This window comes from Sellimonas catena (assembly GCF_027924685.1).
In the GTDB taxonomy this organism is placed as follows: domain Bacteria; phylum Bacillota; class Clostridia; order Lachnospirales; family Lachnospiraceae; genus Sellimonas; species Sellimonas catena.
The window spans coordinates 58,934-81,307 of the sequence record NZ_BSBO01000004.1 but is presented as its reverse complement, the minus strand read 5'-3'; the positions used below and the strand labels follow the sequence as shown (position 1 = coordinate 81,307).

The window sequence follows — 22,374 nt, the reverse complement described above, 5'->3', positions numbered from 1 at the left end:
GGATTGAAAAACAAAGAGAAAAGAAAAACTCACCCAGTGGCTGCATTTTGCAGTGCACTGGGTACGGTTTTGCTGATTCTGGTAGTTGTGGCCGCAGCCCCGGCGGCAGTGCCCCGGGCCTTCGGGCTTCAGGTTTATGAGGTCATCAGCGGCAGCATGGCGCCGGAGATTCCGACCGGCAGCCTGGTGTATGTAAGAAAAGCCAAAGCTGAGCAGATACAGGCAGAAGATGTAATCGCCTACGATGGAGGAGGCGGCGCGCTGATCACCCACCGGGTAGTAGAAAACCGGACTCTGATGGGAGAGTTTGTGACAAAAGGGGACGCCAATGAAAAGGAAGATCCGAATCCGGTGTCCTATGACCAGCTGAGAGGAAAGGTCGTGTGTTCCATTCCGTATCTGGGATGGATTGCAGGACTGCTCTCCGAGACAACCGGGAAACTGGCAGCGGCAGGAATGATTGCAGCGGCGGTTCTTCTGCATGTGGCGGCAGGCATTATGTTCAGGAAAACAGAATCGTAAAAGAGGACGGAAGTTTCCGTAAAGAAAAACAGGATGTACATTCATGGAGATATGAAAGGTACATCCTGTTTTTGGTTATGCTTCTTTTAAATCAGGCAGATATTTCTCTGTGAATTCCTCTACAGAGGAAGCTCTGGCAGCACCCCGGATCCATTGATCCAGACATTCCATATCTGTTTCGTCCATGATCCGTTCACGAAGTGCCTCCGGAACCGCCCCAAGATCGGATAAAAGCAGCAGTATGGAATCGGCTTTACCCCTTGCTTTACCTCTTGCTTGCCCCTCCGCTTCTCCTTTGGCTCTGGCTTTTGCTCTCTCCGCCTGCACGTCATACGCTTCAAAATGCTCAAACAACATGGTAAAATCCCTCCGTTCGATTTGATCAGTGAAGTCGCCGATTTCTTCTTTCGGAATGTTCAGTCGATGCAGGAATGCCGCAATGATCTTGGCGATCAGTTTTAAAAGAGACTCAGGGGAGTCACGGCTGATCTTCTCCAAATAGTCATCCGGAATTTCTGCGAGTTCGTGAAATTCGGCGGAGCTTCGCAGTTTGTCAATTAGCATGATCAAAGACAACTCATCTTCTTTTTCAATCAACTCCTGATTGGAATAGCGGGAGAGCGGCACGACCAGATACTGAAAGTTTGGAATATACTCTCCCAGAAGATCGGAAAGTGCGGTGCGTTCCTGAAAGTTTTTTGCAGCTGTCCAGTTCCGGTCTCCATCATAGAAGACAATTGGAAGAACAGGAGGATACCGGAAGCCCTTTAAAGCTGTGCACCCGGCCTGTTTTTTCTCGGCCTCTGCGGCATAATCTGTCAGGATCAGGACGATATAGCGCAGAATCCGGAAAGACATATCATAGTCGACCTTGGTCTGATGCTCGATCAGCGTGATCAGATAAAGAGTGTCTATGTCTTCCTGATTTTTCAGATGTATCTTCTTTACCGTATCGGAATCCCGTTCTTCCTGCCATACGGAGATGAAGCGATCTGTGACGTCCTCAATATCTTCCGGCTGGACATCTTTTAGAAGTTCGATATCCGTATATCCGCGAAGGAACTGGGCGCAGAGGATGGGATCACCAAAGATCAGCCTGGCACCGCTGTCTTTGACTTTTTTGTTTTGTGTACTGGTTTTTGGTTTGTGACTGTTCGTCTTCGTCATAAGGACTCCTTTCCGAAAGGGAGCAAAGACAAACAGTCAGACACTGAAATTACTTTTATTGTACCAGTGAATGATGTGAAATACAATAAATGCTCAGTTCTTTCCCGTTGATTTCTCTGTTCCCCATCTGTAAAAATAAAATATTGAAATTTGTGGCCGAATGGCCGGAATCATGCATCAGCGGGAAAAGATTCCCGAAGGGACAAAAGAATGCTGTCCCGATTTGATGTAAGGCCAGTATATACCCTCAGTGAGAAAATAACAAGAGAAAAAAAGGGGTGAATTCTGATATAATGAGAGCAGGATCAAAAGCAGAAGGAGGCAAGATACATGGGAAACAAAAGCTTTGACAAGGTAGAAAAGAATTTGAAGGAGAGAGGATATCAGGTACGGTGCTTTGACACGGCGCAGGAGGCAGCCCGGTATCTGGATGAGCAGATTGACGGCCGGACAGTTGGCATCGGGGGATCCGTGACAATGGATCAGATAGGAATTTATCCGATGCTGGAAAAACACAATACAGTGTACTGGCATCTGCGGATGCCGCAGGGCATGACTGATGCGGAAGTGCGTGCAAAAGAAAATGCTGCGGAAATCTACCTCTCTTCGGTGAACGGACTTGCCGAGACAGGCGAGATGATCAACATTGACGGACGATGCAACCGGGTGGCGTCCATTTTCTACGGTCATGAGAAGGTGTATCTGGTGATCGGGGAAAACAAGCTGGAGAAAGACTATGACAGCGCGCTGTACCGGGCACGGAATGTGGCGGCTCCGCGCAATGCAAGAAGAGTCGGAGCCAATACTCCTTGTGCAGTAAACATGGACCGCTGTTATGACTGCAGCAGTCCGGACCGGATCTGCCGGGGGCTGTCTGTTTTGTGGGGAAAACCGATAGGAAGCGAGTTTGAAATCCTGCTGATTCATGAGGAACTGGGCTATTAATGTCCGGGAACAGGCGTATTGTTAGAGTCAGCCTTGCGATTTTCACCTTGCTACGGTTGAAAATAAGATGCTTGAGTTCAGAGCCGTAGTTCATTCGTGGTGAATACGGTTATGAGCAAGTTTGTTGGTGATACAGCGGTAGTTTTATCGGTCGAATACGGTTATGAGAAAACTTTTTGAAAATACAGCGGTAGTTTTAAACGGTCTGGTACGGTTAAAAGTGTGTATTCAGAATAAGATAACCGTATTCAAATCGGAAGAAATACCTCTGAAATAGAGCAATCGCTATTTTTAACCGTATTTTGATTCAAATCCGTACGGTTAAGACAGAGCATTTATAAAAAAGAACCGTAATTGCTGCAGGCAGCTTCAGTTGCAATGAAAATAACTTGATAAAAAGAGAGGAAAAAGCGATGATGACAAATAAGGAGATCCTTCGGACTGCCATGGAGCAGTCTGCTATTGACGCAAACTGTCAGCCGGAGGATTTTATGAAAACGGAACCGGTTATTGTAACATCCAGGAAGAATCCGGATGCGCGCAGATATCTGAAACTGCCGCTTGCGTGCAACCTGATCTCTTATGGAAACAATATTGTGGCATCCATTGATAGAAGATATGAGGAAATTGTCCGGAATTATATTCAGAAATATCCGGTGGAGCACTGTTTTGAGACACCGAATCTGTATGTGCTGAACGAAGCATTTGCAGAGCACGATCTGATGGTGTGCTTTATGGCAGAGTATTTTCTGCCGGATGTGAATGCTCTCACAAGGGGAGACTGCCGATATGAGATGCGGCTGCTGGAAAACAGCGATTTTCACGAGCTTTATCGGCCGGAGTGGCAAAATGCGCTTTCTGAGGGCAGAAAAGAACTGGATGTGCTTGGGGTCGGAGCGTATGACAATGACGGCCGCCTGATCGGGCTGGCAGCGTGTTCAGCGGACTGCGACAGTATGTGGCAGATTGGAATTGACGTACTGCCACAATACCGCCGTCAGGGAATTGCGTCGGCACTCACCGGCACCCTTGCACTGGAAATACTGGAACGTGGGAAAGTGCCGTTTTACTGCTGTGCATGGTCCAATATCCGGTCTGCCAGAAATGCGATACGAAGCGGATTCAGGCCGGCGTGGGCCGAACTGACCGTGAAACCAAAAGAGCTTGTAGAACGGATGAATCGATAATATTCCTGAAGTCCAATTAAATCATGGCCAGGCTGTAGATTTTTTATCGAAACAGATGTATAATGAAAAAAAGGAAAGAAGGGATGAATATGAAGCGGTTTGCAATGTTATCCGAGCGTTTGCAGGAGTCCATATCATTTGGATATTTTATGGCAGTCTGGCTGATGAGTGCTGTCGTCCTGATGTTGCTGAACTATCTGACGGTGAACAGCAGAATTCTTGAATTTCTGATTAAGTCCACCTGGGGTGTCTTTTTATTCCTTGTTCCGGTATGTCCGCAGAATCTGGTATTCCGTTACGGAAGAGAAAACTGCCGTTTGTTTATCCGTGTTCTGGCTGTGATGATGATCGGGCTTTATGGGATAGCATTCTTTAGCGTATAAAAGAAACAACTTTCAGATATCCATAAAATGAAAAAATGCCGTTGCTGTGTGATGCACAGTGACGGCAGTTTTGTTTAACAGGAAACTCAAACACTACTAAAATTTAGTAGTTATTTTAAAATATATTTCTTGATTTTAGGGATAAAAGAGATATACTTATATCAAAGGACGACATTTAAACGACATATAAAAGGAAAATCCGGAGGTGTGATATGGAATTTGCCATACAGAAGACAGTATCCGCAGAAGAAGTAAAGGTGATACGGCAGAGACTGCATTTGAAGCAAAAAGAACTGGCAGATCTGATGAATGTATCGGTTAAGACAGTGGAACATTGGGAAAGCAGCCGGGGGACGGTAAAGGGTGCTGCGGCTGTACTGCTTGGAATTCTCTGGGACAGGATTTGGCTGGCAGACGAACTGGAAATACCGGAAAAAACATTTCCACTTCGTCTCAGATACATGTATCATGACCGCCTTTGCACAGTGATTGATGTGGAGGAACGACAGAAAAGAATAAAAATAAAAAATTTTGTGCAGGATCCGGTTTTCTGTGCGTTTGGAAGAAATGAAAATCCGGGCTACAAAGATTATGAGGAATTTTTAGAATCCCGCTGTTTCCCCAGGACACGGGATAAAATGAAAATCATGCTGGAAGAGCTGAATCTTCCATTTTATGATCCGTTCCTGATTGTTCAGAAAACAGAAGGGCGGATGGCAGAGGATGATTTTTGGATTCAGATTGAGGAGTAAAGATCATGGTTAGACTGTTAGAAAAAGATTTGAGAAATTCCCCGATACAATCATCCAAGGGAAATCAGCTGAAATGGGAAGAGGATGGTACCTGGTATAAAGCGGACTATATCGGATATGAAGGACTGGCGGAATATATGGTTTCATCTCTTCTGAAGTATTCTGATATGGATGAAAATGAGTATATTATGTATCAGACAGAAAAGATTGAATATAAAAGCAGCACCTACTGCGGATGCAAAAGCAGAAATTTCCTGCCGAAAGGATATCAGCTGATCACATTGGAGCGGCTGTTTGGAAGTTTTTATGGAGGAAGCTTGTATCGAAATATATTCAAGATACAGGGAGTCAAAGAACGAGCACTTTTCCTGACAGAACAGGTGGAAAAGATGACTGGCTTAAAGGAATTTGGAAGATATCTGTGCAGAATGTTGACAATAGATGCGCTGTTTCTGAATGAAGACAGGCATATGCATAATATCGCGGTACTATATGATCCGGTCGGAGTTTATCACTATTGTCCGATCTTTGATCATGGATCTGCCCTGTTGTCTGATCTGACAGTAGATTATCCAATTGGAGAAGATAGTGTGGAGCTGATTCCGAAGGCACAGGCAAAAACAATAAGCTCAAGCTTTGAGGAACAGCTGGATGCAGTAGAAGAACTATATGGACAAACGGTATCTTTTTCATTCGACGACCGTGTGATCACCCGGTTTCTGGATGAAGAATCATACTATCCGGCGGAGATCAAAAAAAGAGTACGAAACATTCTTCTGCAGCAACGGAGGAAATATGAGTATTTATTCAAGTAGTATGATTAGTAGATATAGTGTATTTCAAAACCCATAAACAGCGAAAACCCGTCAGTCTTTCAACTGACGGGTTTCGCTGTTTATAAGTTATCTAAAGGAATGAGAGTAAAGTGGCACTTGGAGGTATCTCTCCGAAGTGCTTACTTTATGAGGGGGGAGATAGTGATTTGTTTATCAACTATCTGAGTCCTAGTATAACCAGAAAATGTGTCTAAAATGTGTTGATTCTATAAAAGAAATGCAAAAATTATTAAGAAAAACAGAAGCCGGGGTACTGGAAAAGTCCCGGCTTCTGCAGTTTCGTGCGCTGGGAGGCGCACATTTTTAAGGGATTTACCCTGTATGTTTTACATCATTTCTTCGGTTTCCAGACCTTCAAACTGCATCTTGTAATAGTGTGCGTAGATGCCGTTTCGTTTCAGAAGATTCTGGTGGGAACCGCGTTCAGCGATACCGTTTTCCGTGATGACGATAATCTCGTCGGCGTTCCGGATCGTGGAGAGCCGGTGTGCGATTGTGATGGTAGTACGGTTCTTTGCCAGAGCCTCAAGACTCTTCTGAATATGGCGTTCGCTTTCGTTGTCCAGTGCGCTGGTCGCTTCGTCGAGGATCAGGATCGGCGGGTTCTTCAGGAAGACACGCGCGATGGAGATCCGCTGCTTCTGTCCGCCGGAGAGCCTTGTTCCACGTTCGCCCACATAGGTGTCATAGCCATCAGGCAGAGACATGACGAAGTCATGGATATTGGCGCGTTTGGCAGCGTCCACGATTTCATCCATGGAAGCGCCCGGTTTTCCGTAAGCAATGTTTTCCTTAATGGTTCCGCAGAACAGATAGACATCCTGCTGGACAATTCCGATATTATTCCGAAGGGATTTTAATGTCAGCCCTCGGACATCTTTGCCGTCGATGGTGATGCGTCCGCCTGTGACATCATAAAAGCGCGGCAGCAGGTTGCAGATTGTCGTCTTTCCGCCGCCGGACGGGCCTACCAGTGCGATGGAGCGGCCGGCCGGGATCTGGAAGGACACATTCTGGAGAACCGGTGTATCATCGTCATCATAACAGAAAGATACATCCTCGTAGGAGACAAGGCCTTTCACATCGGTCAGGTCTTTTGCGTCCGGCTTGTCCTGAATGGACGGCTCTGTATCCATGACATCGAGGAAACGCCGGAATCCGGAGAATCCCTTCTGAATCATCTCTGCCAGCTCCACAAGGATCTGGATCGGGCTGATGAAGATTCCGATATACAGCGCATACATGGCAAGATCCGCCGGATCCATCTGTCCGTGTGCGATGAGATATCCGCCGAATACCAGTGTGACAAGATACATCATGCCCTGGAAGAACAGATTCCATCCCATGAACCCGCCCATGCAGTTATAGTTGGCGTCCTTGGAAAGCAGGAATGCATGGTTGCTCTTTGAGAATTTTTTCTTTTCAATTTCTTCGTTTGCAAAGGACTGCACAACACGGATTCCGCCGAGGGTATCCTGCAGGCTTGCATTGACATCACCGATCTTGCGGCGGTTCTCCATAAAGGTTTCCTGCATACGTTTGTTCTGCTTCATGGAGAAGAAGAACATGATCACAACGATGACTGCCAGAGGAATGGCGAGCCGCCAGTTGATCAGGAATAAAAAGATAAAGGAACCGATGATCTTGATCAGTGAAATGAACAGGTTTTCCGGTCCGTGGTGGGCGAACTCGGCAATATCAAACAGGTCGGATACGAGTTTGCTCATCATCTGGCCGGAATTGTGGCTGTTATAATAGGAAAAAGAAAGCGTCTCGTAGTGCTCAAACAGCTGCTGGCGCATATCCCGTTCCATATTGGCACCCATCATATGTCCCTGGTAGCTGACGTAGTACTTGCAGAGACTCTGGATGGTGTACATGACGAAAAGTCCGATACCGATCGGCAGAAGCATCTTCAGGATGGTGCTGCTGTCTCTGGTGAACAGAGAGTTTGTAGCGGTCCTTAGAATCTGCGGGTAGACAAGATCGATCAGACTGATGACAGCCGCGCAGAGCAGATCCAGAAAAAAGACCGTCCGGTAAGGTTTATAATAGTGAATAAAACGTTTTAGTGTATCCATAGACTAACCTCTCTTTCATTTTAAAATTTCCCCTCCTAATAATTTACCATACTTGATTGGACCCTGCAATGAATAAAAACGGACATATTCATCAACAATTAAGAATTTATGCTTTGGCTCTTAAAAAATTTCTGGTATTCTAATAAGTAGAAAAAAGAGCGGGGATTCTGCGTGCGAAAACAAGGGGGGAGGCCCGCTTTCTATTTCAGGAATAATAGAGAGGTGAGAGACGATGTATACCGTTTTAGTATGTGATGATGATAAGGAAATTGTAGAAGCGATTGAGATTTATCTGTCTCAGGAAGGATACCGGATACTGAAAGCGTATGACGGGGAGCAGGCACTGAAAGTTCTGAATGAGGAGAAAGTGGATCTGCTTGTGATCGATGTGATGATGCCAAGGCTTGACGGGATCCGGGCGACGCTGAAGATCCGGGAGAAGATGAGTCTTCCGATTATCATTCTTTCAGCGAAATCAGAGGACTCAGACAAGATTCTCGGGCTGAATATCGGAGCCGACGACTATGTGACAAAGCCGTTCAATCCGCTGGAGCTTGTGGCGAGAGTCAAGTCACAGCTCCGCAGATATACGAAGCTTGGCAGCACGGTCGGCGCCGGAGATCAGGAAGAGATCTACACGGTGGGAGGTCTTACCATCAACGATGATCTCAAGGAAGTGACGGTGGACGGCGAGGTTGTGAAGCTGACGCCGACGGAGTACGATATTCTCCTCCTGCTTGTAAAGAATCAGGGCAAGGTCTTTTCCATCGACCAGATCTATGAAAACATCTGGAACGAAGAGGCGATCGGGGCGGATAATACCGTGGCGGTTCATATCAGGCATATCCGTGAGAAGATTGAGATCAATCCGAAAGACCCGCGCTATCTGAAGGTCGTATGGGGAGTCGGATATAAAATTGAAAAGCTTTAGGAAGGAGCAGATAGAAAAACGATATGAATAAATGGTTTTATTCTGCAACATGTAAGGGACTGCTCCTGATTCTGGCGCACCTGTGCATTGTCGTAAGTGTGGTGAGCTTTGTCTGGGTCGGGACCTCGGCAGGACTTCGTTATCTGATTCCGTTTGAAAAGGTGCAGAGCCATTATGAATCAACTGCCCAGTTTGAGAACAGGATGAAGACAATGTCCCGGGAAGTCCTGGATCAGCTGGATACCAAAGCAAAGTTCGAGACAAACGGAAGCTACAATCCCGATAAGCTGATTGATGTGGTACGTTATGATAATGGAAGCCTGGACCAGGACGGGACAAATCATTCCGGCATCGCCTACCGGCTGAAAGACCTGGAGCAGTGGAGCCGGGGATATCAGAACGCGGCGGCGGATCAGGAAAGCTGGGACCAGTTCCTGCATGACTATGTGACAACCGTGATTGTGTGCCTGAAAGAGGACGGAAGCTACCACTATTATTATGGGGATGATTTCCGGAACAAAATGTCCGCAGGAGAGCTTGTCTTTGCGTCAAATGGTGAATTTGTTTCCAATGAGGAGAAGCTTTCGGCACTTCTGGAAGATGATTACAATACGGCAGGCTATGGAGAAGTGCTGGATCAGAACGGGCAGAAACTTTATGCGGACTGCTGGAATCTGGGGCTGGGCGAAGAAGTTTTAAAGGAACCGTATTCTCTGGATGGAGCTGCAAATCTGGTGGAGCTTGCAAATACAGATGAGCGGTGGAATGGAAAGCTTGCAGATGCATATCATGCCCTGTCCAACACACTGGCGGCGATTTCAGGTGATATTCAAAACTATAAAGAAGCGCCGGGAGGATGGGAAGAAGGAAATACCAATTACAGTTACATTTATGTAGACTATGACGAGAACGAGATTTATTCCAACCGGCAGGAATTCCAGGATATTAAAGAGATTGATCATTATCAGGAGAAGATCAAGCAGGCAGGTGCATACGTTATTGTGACACCGAAGCTTGCCGGGTTTGAGTCAACGTTTGAGAATCCGGCGCAGAGCGCGCAGGAGTGGAAATCGGATATTGTGGAATCCCACCGGATCATCGGACGTAATACCAATTATGTCTTTATGGCATCCGTTGATACGACCTACTCGGTTCCGGATGAGTTTGAGAGTGACAGAGAATATTATCAGGAGATTGTGCCGTATATCACGATTGCGTGTGAGGTGGCATGGGGAACGCTGATTCTTTTCTTTATCCTGCTTGTATGTCTGACTGTAATCTCCGGACACAGCAACCGTTCTGAGAACGGGGAGATTGCGCTGTCCGGATTCGACCGGTGGAAGACAGAGCTGGCGGCGGCATTTGTAATCATATTCTGGATCGTGAGCATGTATCTGATTTCCGAGTGGGGATCCCAGTACGTGATGGCATACGATTATTACTACTCTTCCGATATCTGGAGGGAAGACGGACTGCCAATCTACACTATGGTGATGGCGGGAACAATCGCTTTTGTAAGCTGTCTGTTCTTCTTCTGGTTCTACCTGAGCATGGTTCGGAGGATTAAGGCTCATACGCTCTGGAAGAACAGTATTATGAAAGCGGTCTGCGAGATTTTCAGACATGGATGGAGAAATAAGAAGACGACAACCAAAATCGTGGTGGCTTACATTGCCTTCCTGCTCGTAGAACTGATTACGTGGGGAAATACTCCGCTGATGATTATCGGCATTGTGGTCAATATCGGAGTGGGCGTATTTCTCGTAAGGTATGCTTTGGCAAGGCAGAAGATTAAAAAAGGGCTGCTTGAGATTGCGAAAGGAAATGTAAACTACAAGATTCCGCTGGATGATTTAAGAGGCGAAACGCTGGAAATCGCCCAGACAATCAACCGGCTGGGCGAGGGCCTGAACCGTGCACTGGAGAAAAGTGTCCGGGATGAGCGGCTCAAGACTGATCTGATCACGAACGTGTCGCATGATATCAAGACGCCGCTGACGTCCATTATCAATTACGTGGACATCTTAAAACGGGAAAATTTCCAGGATCCGAAAATTCAGAATTACCTCAACATTCTGGAGATGAAGGCCCAGAGACTGAAGACCCTGACAGAAGACGTGGTGGAGGCTTCAAAAGTCAGCAGCGGAAATATCAAGCTGGAATTTATGACGTTGAATCTGGTGGAACTGATCTATCAGGTGGAAGGAGAATACGAGGAGAAGTTTGAAGCGCGCAATATCAAAGTGATCCTCAATATGCCGGATGAACCGGTAACTGTCCGGGTGGATGGCAGAAGGATGTGGCGGGTATTTGCCAATATCTTTAACAATGCGGCAAAATACGCCATGGAAGGAAGCCGCGTCTATGCGGATCTGATGCTCCAGCCGGGGACGGCAAAGTTTATCCTGAAAAATGTTTCGGATCAGCAGCTGAATATTTCAGCCGATGAACTGACAGAGCGGTTTATCCGGGGAGACGTATCACGGAGCACAGAGGGAAGCGGACTTGGCCTTTCCATCGCGAAAAATCTGACGGAGCTTCAGGGAGGAACGTTTGAGCTTTATCTTGACGGCGATCTGTTTAAGGTAATCATTACTTTTCCACGGGTGAGACGGCTGATCAAGGAGCAGACGCCGAAAAAAGAAGACAAGAAAACGGAGCCGGAGACAAAACCGGAAGAAACAGATAAAAAATAAGGAAATCTTTAGATTCAGGAGAGGGTATTTCGATATCCTCTCCTTGCGTTTTGGCGGAATACGCATTACAATAATACAAGAAAAAAGTGGAAAGGAAGTTCCAAATGGAAGAACTGAGAGCATACCTGGAACAGGTATTTTGCATAGAGCTTCTGTCCGCGGTTCTGAGTAACCCAAGAGACAGAGAAAAAGCGTTCAAGGGCCGGATCCGTCCGGTGCTTAAAAAAGGAAATCTCGTATATCAGTTTGAGATTTTTAAAGGGAAACAGGTTTTTCATGAGAATCTGGAAGCGAAGGCAGCGGTGGACCGCGCCTGTGAGTGGATGGAGCATTTCCGCCAGATGCAGATTGACACAAAAAGCGAACGGGCATCGGTGCTGATCAGCAAGAAGGGGAAAGTGACCATCAACAGAAAAAAGGTAACACGCCCGGATCAGGGGAAACAGGATCTTTCCCACAACCGGGAGAAACAGTATATATTAAAGGAAGGAATGGATATTCCGTTCCTGCGTGATCTTGGAGTCATGACGCAGGAGGGAAAGATTGTCCGCTCCAGATTCGACAAATTCCGCCAGATCAACCGGTATCTGGAATTTATCGAGGATGTCCTTCCGAAGCTTCCGAAAGACCGGGAGATCACGATTCTGGATTTCGGATGCGGGAAGTCGTACCTGACCTTTGCCATGTATTATTTTCTGCATGAGATGAGAGGGTACGAGGTCCGCATGGTGGGACTGGATCTGAAGGAAGATGTGATCGAGCACTGCAACGCACTTGCAGAGAAATATGGCTACGACCATCTCCACTTCCTGACCGGAGACATTGCGCAGTATGAAGGAATGACGAAGGTCGATATGGTGGTGACGCTCCACGCCTGCGATACGGCAACAGACTATGCCCTTGCAAAGGCGGTTTCCTGGGGGGCGGACGTGATTCTTTCCGTGCCGTGCTGCCAGCATGAGCTGAACCGGCAGATTGAAAATGACATTTTAAGCCCGGTATTGTCCTACGGGCTTCTGAAAGAAAGAATGGCGGCTCTGGTCACAGACGGGCTCCGCGCCGAGTATCTGAAAAAAGAGGGGTATGATACTCAGATTCTGGAGTTCATCGACATGGAACACACGCCGAAAATATTCTGATCCGTGCAGTTAAAACAGGGAAGAAAGCGGAAAATCAGCACATAATAAAAGCGTGCGAGGAATTTCTTCATGTGAAACCGACAATAGGAAAGCTTTTATAAAAAAGGGGAGTTATTCATGAGAAAAAAAGCGATACATGCAGGTATTCTGGCCTGCGTATTCGTAGTGGCGATTATCATATTCAGCTATGCGGTGAACAGAAACCATGTGGATATGACGGCAGACATTGGAAATGCGTCGCTTCCGCAGGTTTCTTTTACCCATGATTCTTATACATTCAACACGCTTGCCGGATATACGAATGAGATGGAAATGGCGACCATGCGGGATCAGATCACACCGGTCATGGACGGCAAAATCAGCATGCAGGTGAAGGAAAACGACAAAACGGTCCGTTCCGCATCCTATGAGATCTATTCCATCGACGGCAGAAAAAAGCTGTATTCGGCCGATCTGGAGCTGAAAGAAAATGCGGCTCAGATCGAAATTCCGGAGAAGGTTCTGGAAGAGGGAGAGCGCTTCCTGAGAGTGACGATTTCCTTTGACGATGACGAACGGGCATATTATTACACACGGATTTCAGACGGATCCAACTGGAATATGAACCGCTGCATGGCCTATATCAAGAACTTTTTTGACAAAGAGAGGGACAAAGATGCGGCAGCAGAACTGCAGTCCGCGCTGGAGCCAAGCAGCGAGGGCGACAACACAACGTACCAGACTGTCACGATTCACTCGGATTTTGAGCATGTGACATGGGGAGACCTTGCGCCTGAGATCGTCGGGGATGTCCGGTGGGATATCAAGGAAGCCAACTCGATGTACATGTCTGTCCTTCTGACCTATCAGGTTGACTGTAAAGGGGAAGGCGAAAACGAGACAGACCGGTATAATGTCAAAGAGTTTTTCCGTGTCAGATATTCGGAAAATCAGCAGATGTATCTTCTGGACTATAACCGGACGATGAACCAGCTTTTCGACGGGGAAGAGAATGACATCGATGAGAATGGTGTTCTTCTCGGCGTGACAGATTCCGATGTGGATTATCTGATCAATCAGGAGGGAACAGTCGTCTCCTTTGTACAGGAGAGGGAGCTTTGGAACTACAATAAGGAAAATGACGAACTCTCCCGTGTATTCAGCTATGCGGACAGCGGCAGCCAGAATGCGCAGAATGCCTACGACCAGCACAGCGTACAGCTTGTATCCATGGACGAGGATGGAAGTACGACATTTACGGTGTCCGGCTATGTAAACAGGGGCACTCATGAAGGCGAGGTCGGCGTCAGCGTATATTACTACGATATCAATAAAAACTCTGTGGAGGAGAAGGTATTTATCCCAAGTACGAAGTCCTACCCGGTGCTGACAAATGATCCGGGCAAGCTTCTTTATTACAGCAATTCCAGCGGAAAGCTGTATGTGATGCAGGAAGGAACGCTGTATGAGGTAGATCTGGTTAATAATACGCGTACCACCCTTGTGACCAATCTGGAAACGGGGCAGTATGTAAGCTCCGGGGACGGCCACCTTCTGGCATACCAGAAGGACGGGGAGATCAATAACGCGACTCAGATAGAGGTGCTGAATCTTTCCACCGGAAAGGGATATCAGGTGGAGGCAGGTGCGGATGAAAGCATCCGGCCGCTCGGATTTATCCGGAATGACTTCGTGTTTGGAACTGCAAGGAGCGGCGACTCGGGCACGACAGCATCCGGCGAGACAGTGCTTCCGATGTACCGTCTGGAAATCCGCAACCAGAAAAACGAAACGGTCAAAGACTACCAGGCGGATAACATCTTTATTCTGGACGTCGTATTTGAAAACGATATGGCGACGTTGAAACGTGCCGTAAAAAGCGGAGATTTCTATACGTATACAAGCGAAGATTATATTACGAACAATGAAGAGAGGGAAGAGAGCAATATCACGATTGATTCCTATACAAGCGAGCTCAAAGGCCGTGAAATGCGGATTACCTACGAGGATGGAGTGGACGACAGTTCTCCGAAGATTCTAAAGCCGCAGCTTACGATCGCAAGGGAGCAGATGACGCTTTCCTTTGATTCACCGTCCCGGAAGGGAACCTACTATGTCTATGGATACGGTGAACTTCAGGGGATTTACCAGAATGCGGGATATGCGGTGCAGAGAGCATCCGAATTCAGCGGAGTAGCGGTGACCTCCAGACTGGCAAATGTATATGAAAGCGGCAACAGGCCGTCTGCGTATGAGATTTCGGATCTTGGGGATACTGCGGTCCGTGAGGGTGAGAGCACACTGGAAGCATGTATGAGAATCATCCTTGCCTCAGCAGGAAATGAGATTGATTTCCAGAAGGATATGGAGGATGGAGAATCCATCATTGACTTCATAGGCAGCCAGGTTTCCGGGGAAGCGCTGGAACTTTCCGACTGCCGGACAGAAGACGTCCTTTATCTGATCGGACAGGGCACTCCGGTGGCGGCGCTGACAGGAAACGGCAATGCAGTACTTTTGACGGGATACAGTCGGACGAATGTTCAGTATCTCAATCTTTCCACACAGGAAGTGGACACGGTGACATTTGAAGAGATGGATCAGATGGTAAATGCAAGCGGGAATACGTTTGTGGGATATACACAATAGCACAAACCATGCTATAATGATACAAAGTCGAAAAGAGACTGGAGGATAATAAAGATGGAATTAGTAACAGTAAAAGAATTATACAGGAAAACAGATTCGTACCTGGACAAGGAGGTATCCATCGGAGGATGGGTAAGAAGCATCCGGGATTCCAAGGCGTTTGGTTTTATTGTAGTAAATGACGGCTCTTTCTTTGAGCCGATTCAGGTGGTATACCACGATACGATGGAGAACTTCAAAGAGATCTCCAGATTAAACGTAGGGGCAGCCATCGTAGTAAAGGGAACTCTCGTTGCGACGCCGCAGGCAAAGCAGCCGTTTGAGATTCAGGCAGAAGAGATTACGGTAGAAGGAGCTTCCGCTCCGGACTACCCGCTTCAGAAGAAGCGCCACACACTGGAATTTTTAAGAACAATGACACATCTGCGCCCAAGAACAAATACGTTCCAGGCAGTGTTCCGCGTACGTTCTCTTGCAGCCTACGCGATTCACCAGTTCTTCCAGGAGAGAGGATTCGTGTATGTGCACACTCCGCTGATCACCGGAAGCGACTGTGAGGGTGCAGGAGAGATGTTCCAGGTAACGACAATGGATCTTCAGAATCCGCCGAAACTGGAAGATGGAAGCATCGATTACAGCAAGGATTTCTTCAACAAACACACAAGCCTGACGGTAAGCGGACAGCTCAACGCAGAGACATTTGCACAGTCCTTCCGTGATGTCTATACATTCGGACCGACATTCCGTGCGGAGAATTCCAACACGACCCGCCATGCGGCAGAGTTCTGGATGATCGAGCCGGAGATCGCATTTGCGGATCTGGAAGACGATATGGATCTTGCAGAAGCAATGTTAAAATATGTGATCCGCTACGTGATGGAAAACGCACCGGAAGAGATGAAGTTTTTCAACTCCTTTATTGACAAAGGACTTCTGGACCGTCTGACAAATGTGGTCGAATCCGAATTCGCAAGAGTGACATATACAGAAGCGATTGAGATTCTGGAGAAAAACAACGACAACTTCGAGTATAAGGTATCATGGGGATGTGATCTTCAGACCGAGCATGAGAGATACCTGACCGAAGAAATTTATAAGAAACCGGTATTTGTAACCGACTATCCGAAGGAAATCAAAGCATTCTATATGAAGCAGAACGACGATGGAAAGACCGTTGCCGCCATGGACTGCCTTGTGCCGGGAATCGGTGAAATCATCGGAGGAAGCCAGAGGGAGGACGACTACGGGAAACTCCGCAACAGAATGGAGGAACTCGGCATGGATCTGGATGAATACGGATTCTATCTGGATCTGAGAAAATACGGATCCACCCGTCACGCAGGCTACGGACTCGGATTTGAACGGTGCATCATGTACCTGACCGGAATGTCCAATATCCGTGACGTACTGCCGTTCCCAAGAACGGTCAACAACTGTGAACTGTAGATAAAATTCAGAAAAGGGGAGAAATCATGAATCATATTCTGGTTGTGGATGATGAGAGGGAGATAGCGGATGTTATTGAGCTGTATTTGAAAAATGACCAGTATGAGGTGTTGAAATTCTATACGGGCGAGGAGGCCCTTGCCTGTATAGAAACCACGAAGATTGATCTGGCGCTTCTGGACGTCATGCTGCCGGATATCGATGGATTTACGATTCTGAAAAAGATCAGGGAGAAGTACAATTTCCCGGTGATCATGCTGACGGCAAAGACCGAGTATATCGACAAGATTACCGGACTGACACTCGGAGCGGACGATTACATCGCAAAGCCGTTTAACCCGCTGGAGCTGGTTGCCAGAGTAAAGGCACAGATCCGCCGCTACACGAAGTACAATGACGGCGGCAGGGCGGAGAGCGATGTCATTGATTTTGGCGGTCTGTTTCTGGACCGCAATTCCCACGAGTGTGTCTTCAATGAAAAAAATCTGACACTGACTCCGATCGAGTTTGACATTCTGTGGCTGCTCTGTGAGAACAGAGGAAAGGTCATCAGTTCGGAAGAGCTCTTTGAAAACGTGTGGCACGAGAAGTACTATAAGAACAGCAACAATACCGTCATGGTACATATCAGACATCTTCGGGAGAAGATGAGCGGTCCTATGGGAAAATCAGATTTCATCAAGACGGTCTGGGGAGTGGGATACAAGGTTGAAGAGTAGATTGAAAAAATTTAAGAAAAGTAAATACAGGAAACTGAAGATCAGCCTGCTTCTGCAGACAGTATTGATCACCGCGCTTACAGTTCTGGTCGGTGGATTTCTGCTGGAATACATCATCGATGGGGTCTACAACGATGACGTATCCGAGATTTTCATCGGCTTCCTGAAATTCTTTCATGTAGAAGAGCAGCATGCCATCGCATTGTACTGGCAGATTCTTGGAAACAATAAGACGTTCTTCATGATGATCGGGTTTTTGGCACTGTTTGCGCTTTTTTTCTATATTGCGCTGTCAAAAATGATTACGTATCTGGAAGACGTTGAAAAAGAGATCGGGAAACTCGTCTCCCGTTCCCAGGAGCCGATCCATCTGATTCCGGAACTGGAGCCGATCGAGACAAAGCTGAACAATATCAAGTATACGCTGGAGCGGCAGGAGCGTGAGGTGCAGGAAAGTGAACAGAGAAAGAATGATCTGGTCGTCTTTCTGGCGCATGACCTCAAAACGCCGCTGACATCCATTGTGGCGTATTTGAGTATGCTGGAATCCCATCCGGATCTTCCGGAGGAGGAGAGGATCAAGTACACGGGGATTTCACTTGAGAAGGCAATCCGACTCGGGAAACTGATCGAAGAGTTTTTTGAGATCACGAAATTTAATGCACAGGACATTGTTCTGGAAAAGACAGAACTGAATTTAAGCAGAATGCTGGAGCAGATTGCAGATGAGATGTACGCGGTCCTTCAGGGCAAGAACTTAAAATGTGAGGTGGAGGCGGATGACGATATCGTTGTCCGGGCCGACCCGGACAAGCTTGCCAGAGTATTTGACAATCTCATGCGGAACGCCATTGCCTACTGCAGGAAGGATTCGACGATCCGGATCCATGTTTCACAGGATGAGAGTAACGCGCTGATTGTCTTTGTCAACGAAGGACCGAAAATTTCCAATGACAAGCTGCAGCATATTTTTGAGAAATTCTTCCGGGCGGACGATTCCAGGTCCAGTGAAACCGGAGGAGCGGGGCTCGGTCTTGCCATCGCAAAAGAGATCGTGGAACTTCACGGCGGCAGAATCTCTGCCCAGAGCGATGATCATGAGACCCGGTTTATCGTAGTCCTTCCAAAGAAAGAGAAAGGGGAACTTCAGGATGAAATTCATACATACATCGGACCTGCATCTCGGAGTGAGGCCTGATGCGGGACCGGAATATACGAAGAGACGCCCGGAAGAGATCTGGGAGACCTTCAAAAGCATTCTTGACCGGTGTGAGGACGAGCAGATTGACCTGCTTCTGATTTCGGGGGATGTGTTCCACAGACAGCCGCTTTTACGGGAACTGAAAGAGCTCAACGCCATGTTTGCGGGACTGTCTCATACAAAAGTCGTATTTACGGCCGGAAATCATGATTACTTAAAACCTAATTCCATGTACCGGAATTTCAAGTGGGCGGGCAATGTCGTCCCGCTTCTGGAAGGACGCCTTCTGAAAGTCGAGTTCCCGGAATTTCGGACCGCAGTATCCGGATTCAGTTACCTGGACAGAGAATTGCAGGGCGGAATCAGGGTAGAGTGGAAGTGTGTCCGGAGCATGGAAAACGAGATTCTTCTCCTTCACGGAGGAGACGAGAAACATCTTTCGTTTAAGAGGGCAGAGGTGGATCTGCTCGGTTATGATTATACGGCTCTTGGACACATTCACAAACCGGATCCGGAAATAACGGGAAAATGCCGGTACAGCGGTTCTCCGGAGCCGACAGACCCGAATGACACCGGAAAACACGGGTATGTGATAGGAACCGCAGAGAATGGCGTAGTCGAGACGGAGTTTGTTCCTGCGGCAAAGCGGGAGTACATCCATCTGGATATTCCGGTGGACGAGGACATGACAGGCCGTCTCCTTCTGGATACCCTCCGGGAGAAGATCGAGGAAAACGGCGTGGAAAATATGTACCGCTTTACACTGAAAGGACTCCGGGACCCGGATATCCGTTTTGATACCGTAAATATGGATGCGGGCGGAGGTGTCGTTGACATCCGGGATATGACAACCCCGGCTTATGACTATGAAAAGCTGTGCGCTTCCAACGGCCAGAACCTCCTTGGAAGATTTATCCAGAGTTTTCTTGAACAGGAAGAGGAAAGCCGCGGCGAAGTAGAGCAGATGGCGCTGTACGAGGGTGTACAGGCGATTCTGGAGACGAGAAAAGAGTAACCGATACACAAAAGAGAGAAAAAGGGGATACAAGAAGAGATGAAGTTAGAGCGACTGGAACTTTGGAGTTTCGGAAAATTCCATAACAGAACGATTGAACTTTCCGACGGGATCAATCTGTTCAGCGCAGAAAATGAGGCGGGGAAATCGACGGTCTATGCGTTTATTAAAAGTATGCTCTTTGATGTGGAAAGAGGACGCGGAAGAGGCGCGGCAAAGGATGAGTTCCACCAGTATGAGCCGTGGAGGAATCCGACTCAGTACTGCGGAATGGTCCGGTTTGAGAGCGGAGGACGGCATTTCCAGCTGGAAAGGGATTTTGCCAGAAAGGGAAAGAAGACAAGGCTTTTCTGTCTGGATGATGGAGAGGAACTTTCCGAAGAGAGCGGGGATCTTCAGGCGCTGCTGCTGGATCTGGATGCTGCCGGGTTTGAAAATACAGTGGCAGTCGGACAGTTGAAGGTCAGGCCTGGAGAAGAGCTTTCCTCTGCTCTGAAAAATTATGCGGCCAACTATTATGCATCGGGTGCGGGAAATATGGATCTGGAGGCGGCCCTTGCAGGACTTCAGAAGCGAAAAAAGGAGATAAGCATTCTTCTGCGCGAGGAAGCCCGGAAACGGCTTCAGAAACGGGAAGAGGCGGAACGTGCGGCCGAATATATCGCAAAAGATCTGGACCGTATTCAACGGGAAGCGGCAGCAGGCGAAGAAGAGATCCGGAGAGGGAAGCGGCTCCTGGATACGTATGAGCAGGCGCGGGGTGAACAGAAAAAGAAGAAGTTCCCGCTGAAAGGAGCGGCGGTCTGGTTTGTAGTGCTGATTCTCCTGATGATACTTCTTCCATCCTCCATCCGTTATTTTACAGCTGTGATCTGGGCAGTGGCAGGGCTTCTGGCCGAACTTTGGGTAATGCGGCCGGAGCCGGAGAGAGAGCAGACAGAGGAAGAACAGGCTGTCAGAAGAAGAATTGACAAGCTGAAATGGAACAGGGAGAAGCTGAGATCGGACCGAAGAGACAGACAGGTGGAATATGAGAACCTGCAGGAAATGATTTCCGAGGCATGTACTGTTTCCGAAGAGGAGAAGAACCTGGAACAGAAAAAAGCGGCACTGGAACTTGCGGCCGAAAGAATGCAGGAGGTATCCGGAGATGTAAGAAAAGAAACAGGAAACCGCCTTGCAAAGCGGGCAGCTGAAATTCTGGGAGAGCTTACGGACGGACGCTATACCAGGATCTTTATCGAAGAAGGGCTGGAAATCAGCATTTTTGACGGCATCCGTAAGATTCCGATTCACATGATGAGCCGGGGAACGATTGAGCAGATCTACTTTGCGGTAAGGATGGCGGCATCTGAAATTCTTTACGAAGAACCACTCCCGATCATTCTCGACGACACCTTTGCGTATTACGATGATAAACGAATGGAAGCGGCACTCCGGTGGCTGGCCGGACAGAAAAAACAAGTGCTCCTCTTCACCTGTCAGAACAGGGAAAAAGAAGCACTTGATCATATGCATCTTGCATACCGTGACGGATGGGATTAAATCTCCTCTCCGTTGCGGTATTTGTTTACTACATGCTGGATACGCTCGCTCGGACTTAAGATACTGCTGATAGAATCGTCATGATTCAGTGTATCGATCAGAAGAGCGATGTACTTGCTCATGTCGCAGTTGATATAGTACGGACGGCTTAAAAGCTCCGGCGTCTGATAAATCAGGTTAGTTGTGAGGATATTGTTGATGATGCCTTCCTCGTATGCCTTGTCGAATTTCTCAAGACCATTTGTGAACAGACCGAATGTTGCAGCGGCAAAGATCCGGTTTGCCTTTCTTTCTTTCAGCTGTTTTGCGACATCGATCATACTGTCTCCGGAGGAGATCATATCGTCAAGAATGATCACATCCTTGCCCTCTACGGAATCACCGAGGAACTCGTGGGCAACGATCGGATTGCGGCCGTCAACGATTCTTGTGTAATCACGGCGTTTATAGAACATACCCATATTCAGGCCAAGGACATTGGCAAGATAGATTGCACGTCCGGTCGCACCTTCGTCCGGGCTGATTGCCATCATGTGATCACTGTCGATCTTCAAATCTTTTACAGTTCTTAAAAGTCCCTTTACAAACTGATAAGTCGGACGGACAGTTTCAAATCCGCTCAGCGGAATCGCGTTCTGTACTCGTGGATCGTGGGCGTCAAAGGTAATGATATTGTCCACACCCATTTTTACAAGCTCCTGAAGAGCCAGGGCACAGTCCAGAGACTCACGGCTGCTGCGCTTGTGCTGGCGGCTCTCGTAGAGGAACGGCATGATGACATTGACACGGCGCGCCTTCCCTCCGATCGCGGCGATGATACGCTTCAGATTCTGAAAGTGGTCGTCCGGGGACATGTGGTTGATCTGACCGTTCAGGGAATAGGTCAGGCTGTAGTTGCAGACATCCACCATCAGATAGATATCCTTTCCACGGATGGATTCGCTGAGTACGCCTTTTGCTTCTCCTGAGCCGAAACGCGGTGTAGCGGCGTGGATCAGATAATTGTCTTTTTCATATCCGGTAAAAACAACGTCGTCTTTGAAGACATGTCCATCTTCTTTTCGCCATTTGACAATATAGTCATTGACTTTCTGGCCCATCTCCTCACAGCCCGTCAGGGCGATAATGCCAAGGGCTCCTACAGGGATATTTTCCAGATTTCGTTCTGTACGGTGCAGCAT

Annotated in this window: 17 protein-coding genes and 1 pseudogene; 15 read left to right on the top strand and 3 right to left on the bottom strand. The window is 47.7% G+C overall.

Annotation, left to right across the window (positions count from 1 at the left end; genetic code table 11):
• Positions 1–3 precede the first annotated feature (3 nt).
• The gene (locus Selli1_RS03080; protein WP_243424936.1) at positions 4–522 is read left to right on the top strand and encodes a signal peptidase I; all 519 of its coding nucleotides are present in this window, start codon (positions 4–6) and stop codon (positions 520–522) included.
• A gap of 75 nt (positions 523–597) precedes the next feature.
• On the opposite strand, the gene Selli1_RS03075 is transcribed toward Selli1_RS03080, so the two are convergent.
• Positions 598–1,689, bottom strand: coding sequence for an Rpn family recombination-promoting nuclease/putative transposase (locus Selli1_RS03075; RefSeq protein WP_281872278.1), 1,092 nt, complete (start codon positions 1,687–1,689; stop codon positions 598–600).
• A gap of 330 nt (positions 1,690–2,019) precedes the next feature.
• Here Selli1_RS03075 and Selli1_RS03070 point away from each other — a divergent pair, with 330 nt between their 5' ends.
• From Selli1_RS03070 to Selli1_RS03050, 5 genes are all read left to right on the top strand, one after another.
• Positions 2,020–2,634, top strand: coding sequence for a lactate utilization protein (locus Selli1_RS03070; RefSeq protein ID WP_087169671.1), 615 nt, complete (start codon positions 2,020–2,022; stop codon positions 2,632–2,634).
• A gap of 413 nt (positions 2,635–3,047) precedes the next feature.
• Positions 3,048–3,821 (top strand): GNAT family N-acetyltransferase, encoded by a 774-nt coding sequence (locus tag Selli1_RS03065; RefSeq protein ID WP_330677460.1) that lies wholly within the window; start codon positions 3,048–3,050, stop codon positions 3,819–3,821.
• Between the two features lie 89 nt (positions 3,822–3,910).
• Positions 3,911–4,204 (top strand): hypothetical protein, encoded by a 294-nt coding sequence (locus tag Selli1_RS03060; RefSeq protein ID WP_144289697.1) that lies wholly within the window; start codon positions 3,911–3,913, stop codon positions 4,202–4,204.
• A gap of 212 nt (positions 4,205–4,416) precedes the next feature.
• A complete protein-coding gene (locus Selli1_RS03055) occupies positions 4,417–4,956 on the top strand; it encodes a helix-turn-helix domain-containing protein (protein ID WP_281872277.1) in 540 nt (179 codons plus the stop codon).
• Positions 4,957–4,961: 5 nt separating this feature from the next.
• Positions 4,962–5,771: a HipA domain-containing protein gene (locus Selli1_RS03050; RefSeq protein ID WP_281872276.1), complete on the top strand. Its 810-nt coding sequence runs from the start codon at positions 4,962–4,964 to the stop codon at positions 5,769–5,771.
• Positions 5,772–6,118: 347 nt separating this feature from the next.
• On the opposite strand, the gene Selli1_RS03045 is transcribed toward Selli1_RS03050, so the two are convergent.
• Entirely contained in the window at positions 6,119–7,873 is a 1,755-nt protein-coding gene (locus tag Selli1_RS03045) for an ABC transporter ATP-binding protein (protein ID WP_087168859.1), read from the bottom strand.
• 232 nt (positions 7,874–8,105) lie between these two features.
• Between Selli1_RS03045 and Selli1_RS03040 the strand changes: the two genes are divergently transcribed.
• From Selli1_RS03040 to Selli1_RS03000, 9 genes and pseudogenes are all read left to right on the top strand, one after another.
• A complete protein-coding gene (locus Selli1_RS03040; RefSeq protein WP_087168858.1) occupies positions 8,106–8,804 on the top strand; it encodes a response regulator transcription factor in 699 nt (232 codons plus the stop codon).
• 23 nt (positions 8,805–8,827) lie between these two features.
• Positions 8,828–11,500 (top strand): sensor histidine kinase, encoded by a 2,673-nt coding sequence (locus Selli1_RS03035; RefSeq protein ID WP_118636905.1) that lies wholly within the window; start codon positions 8,828–8,830, stop codon positions 11,498–11,500.
• Positions 11,501–11,604: 104 nt separating this feature from the next.
• Positions 11,605–12,740: pseudogene (locus Selli1_RS03030) on the top strand (class I SAM-dependent methyltransferase).
• Between the two features lie 16 nt (positions 12,741–12,756).
• Entirely contained in the window at positions 12,757–15,267 is a 2,511-nt protein-coding gene (locus Selli1_RS03025; RefSeq protein ID WP_138374097.1) for a hypothetical protein, read from the top strand.
• A gap of 54 nt (positions 15,268–15,321) precedes the next feature.
• Positions 15,322–16,713: an asparagine--tRNA ligase gene (gene asnS / locus Selli1_RS03020; protein ID WP_191436780.1), complete on the top strand. Its 1,392-nt coding sequence runs from the start codon at positions 15,322–15,324 to the stop codon at positions 16,711–16,713.
• 26 nt (positions 16,714–16,739) lie between these two features.
• Positions 16,740–17,432 (top strand): VanR-ABDEGLN family response regulator transcription factor, encoded by a 693-nt coding sequence (gene vanR, locus Selli1_RS03015; protein ID WP_087168854.1) that lies wholly within the window; start codon positions 16,740–16,742, stop codon positions 17,430–17,432.
• A gap of 1 nt (position 17,433) precedes the next feature.
• The gene (locus tag Selli1_RS03010; RefSeq protein ID WP_087168853.1) at positions 17,434–18,630 is read left to right on the top strand and encodes a sensor histidine kinase; all 1,197 of its coding nucleotides are present in this window, start codon (positions 17,434–17,436) and stop codon (positions 18,628–18,630) included.
• Positions 18,584–19,648 (top strand): metallophosphoesterase family protein, encoded by a 1,065-nt coding sequence (locus tag Selli1_RS03005; RefSeq protein WP_087254135.1) that lies wholly within the window; start codon positions 18,584–18,586, stop codon positions 19,646–19,648. Before Selli1_RS03010 ends, Selli1_RS03005 begins: the two co-directional genes overlap by 47 nt.
• A gap of 39 nt (positions 19,649–19,687) precedes the next feature.
• Entirely contained in the window at positions 19,688–21,193 is a 1,506-nt protein-coding gene (locus tag Selli1_RS03000) for an ATP-binding protein (protein ID WP_191436782.1), read from the top strand.
• Here the strand turns inward: Selli1_RS03000 and Selli1_RS02995 are convergent.
• Positions 21,190–22,374, bottom strand: a complete 1,185-nt coding sequence (locus Selli1_RS02995; protein WP_087254141.1) for a ribose-phosphate pyrophosphokinase — start codon at positions 22,372–22,374, stop codon at positions 21,190–21,192. The two genes, Selli1_RS03000 and Selli1_RS02995, sit on opposite strands and share 4 nt — an antisense overlap.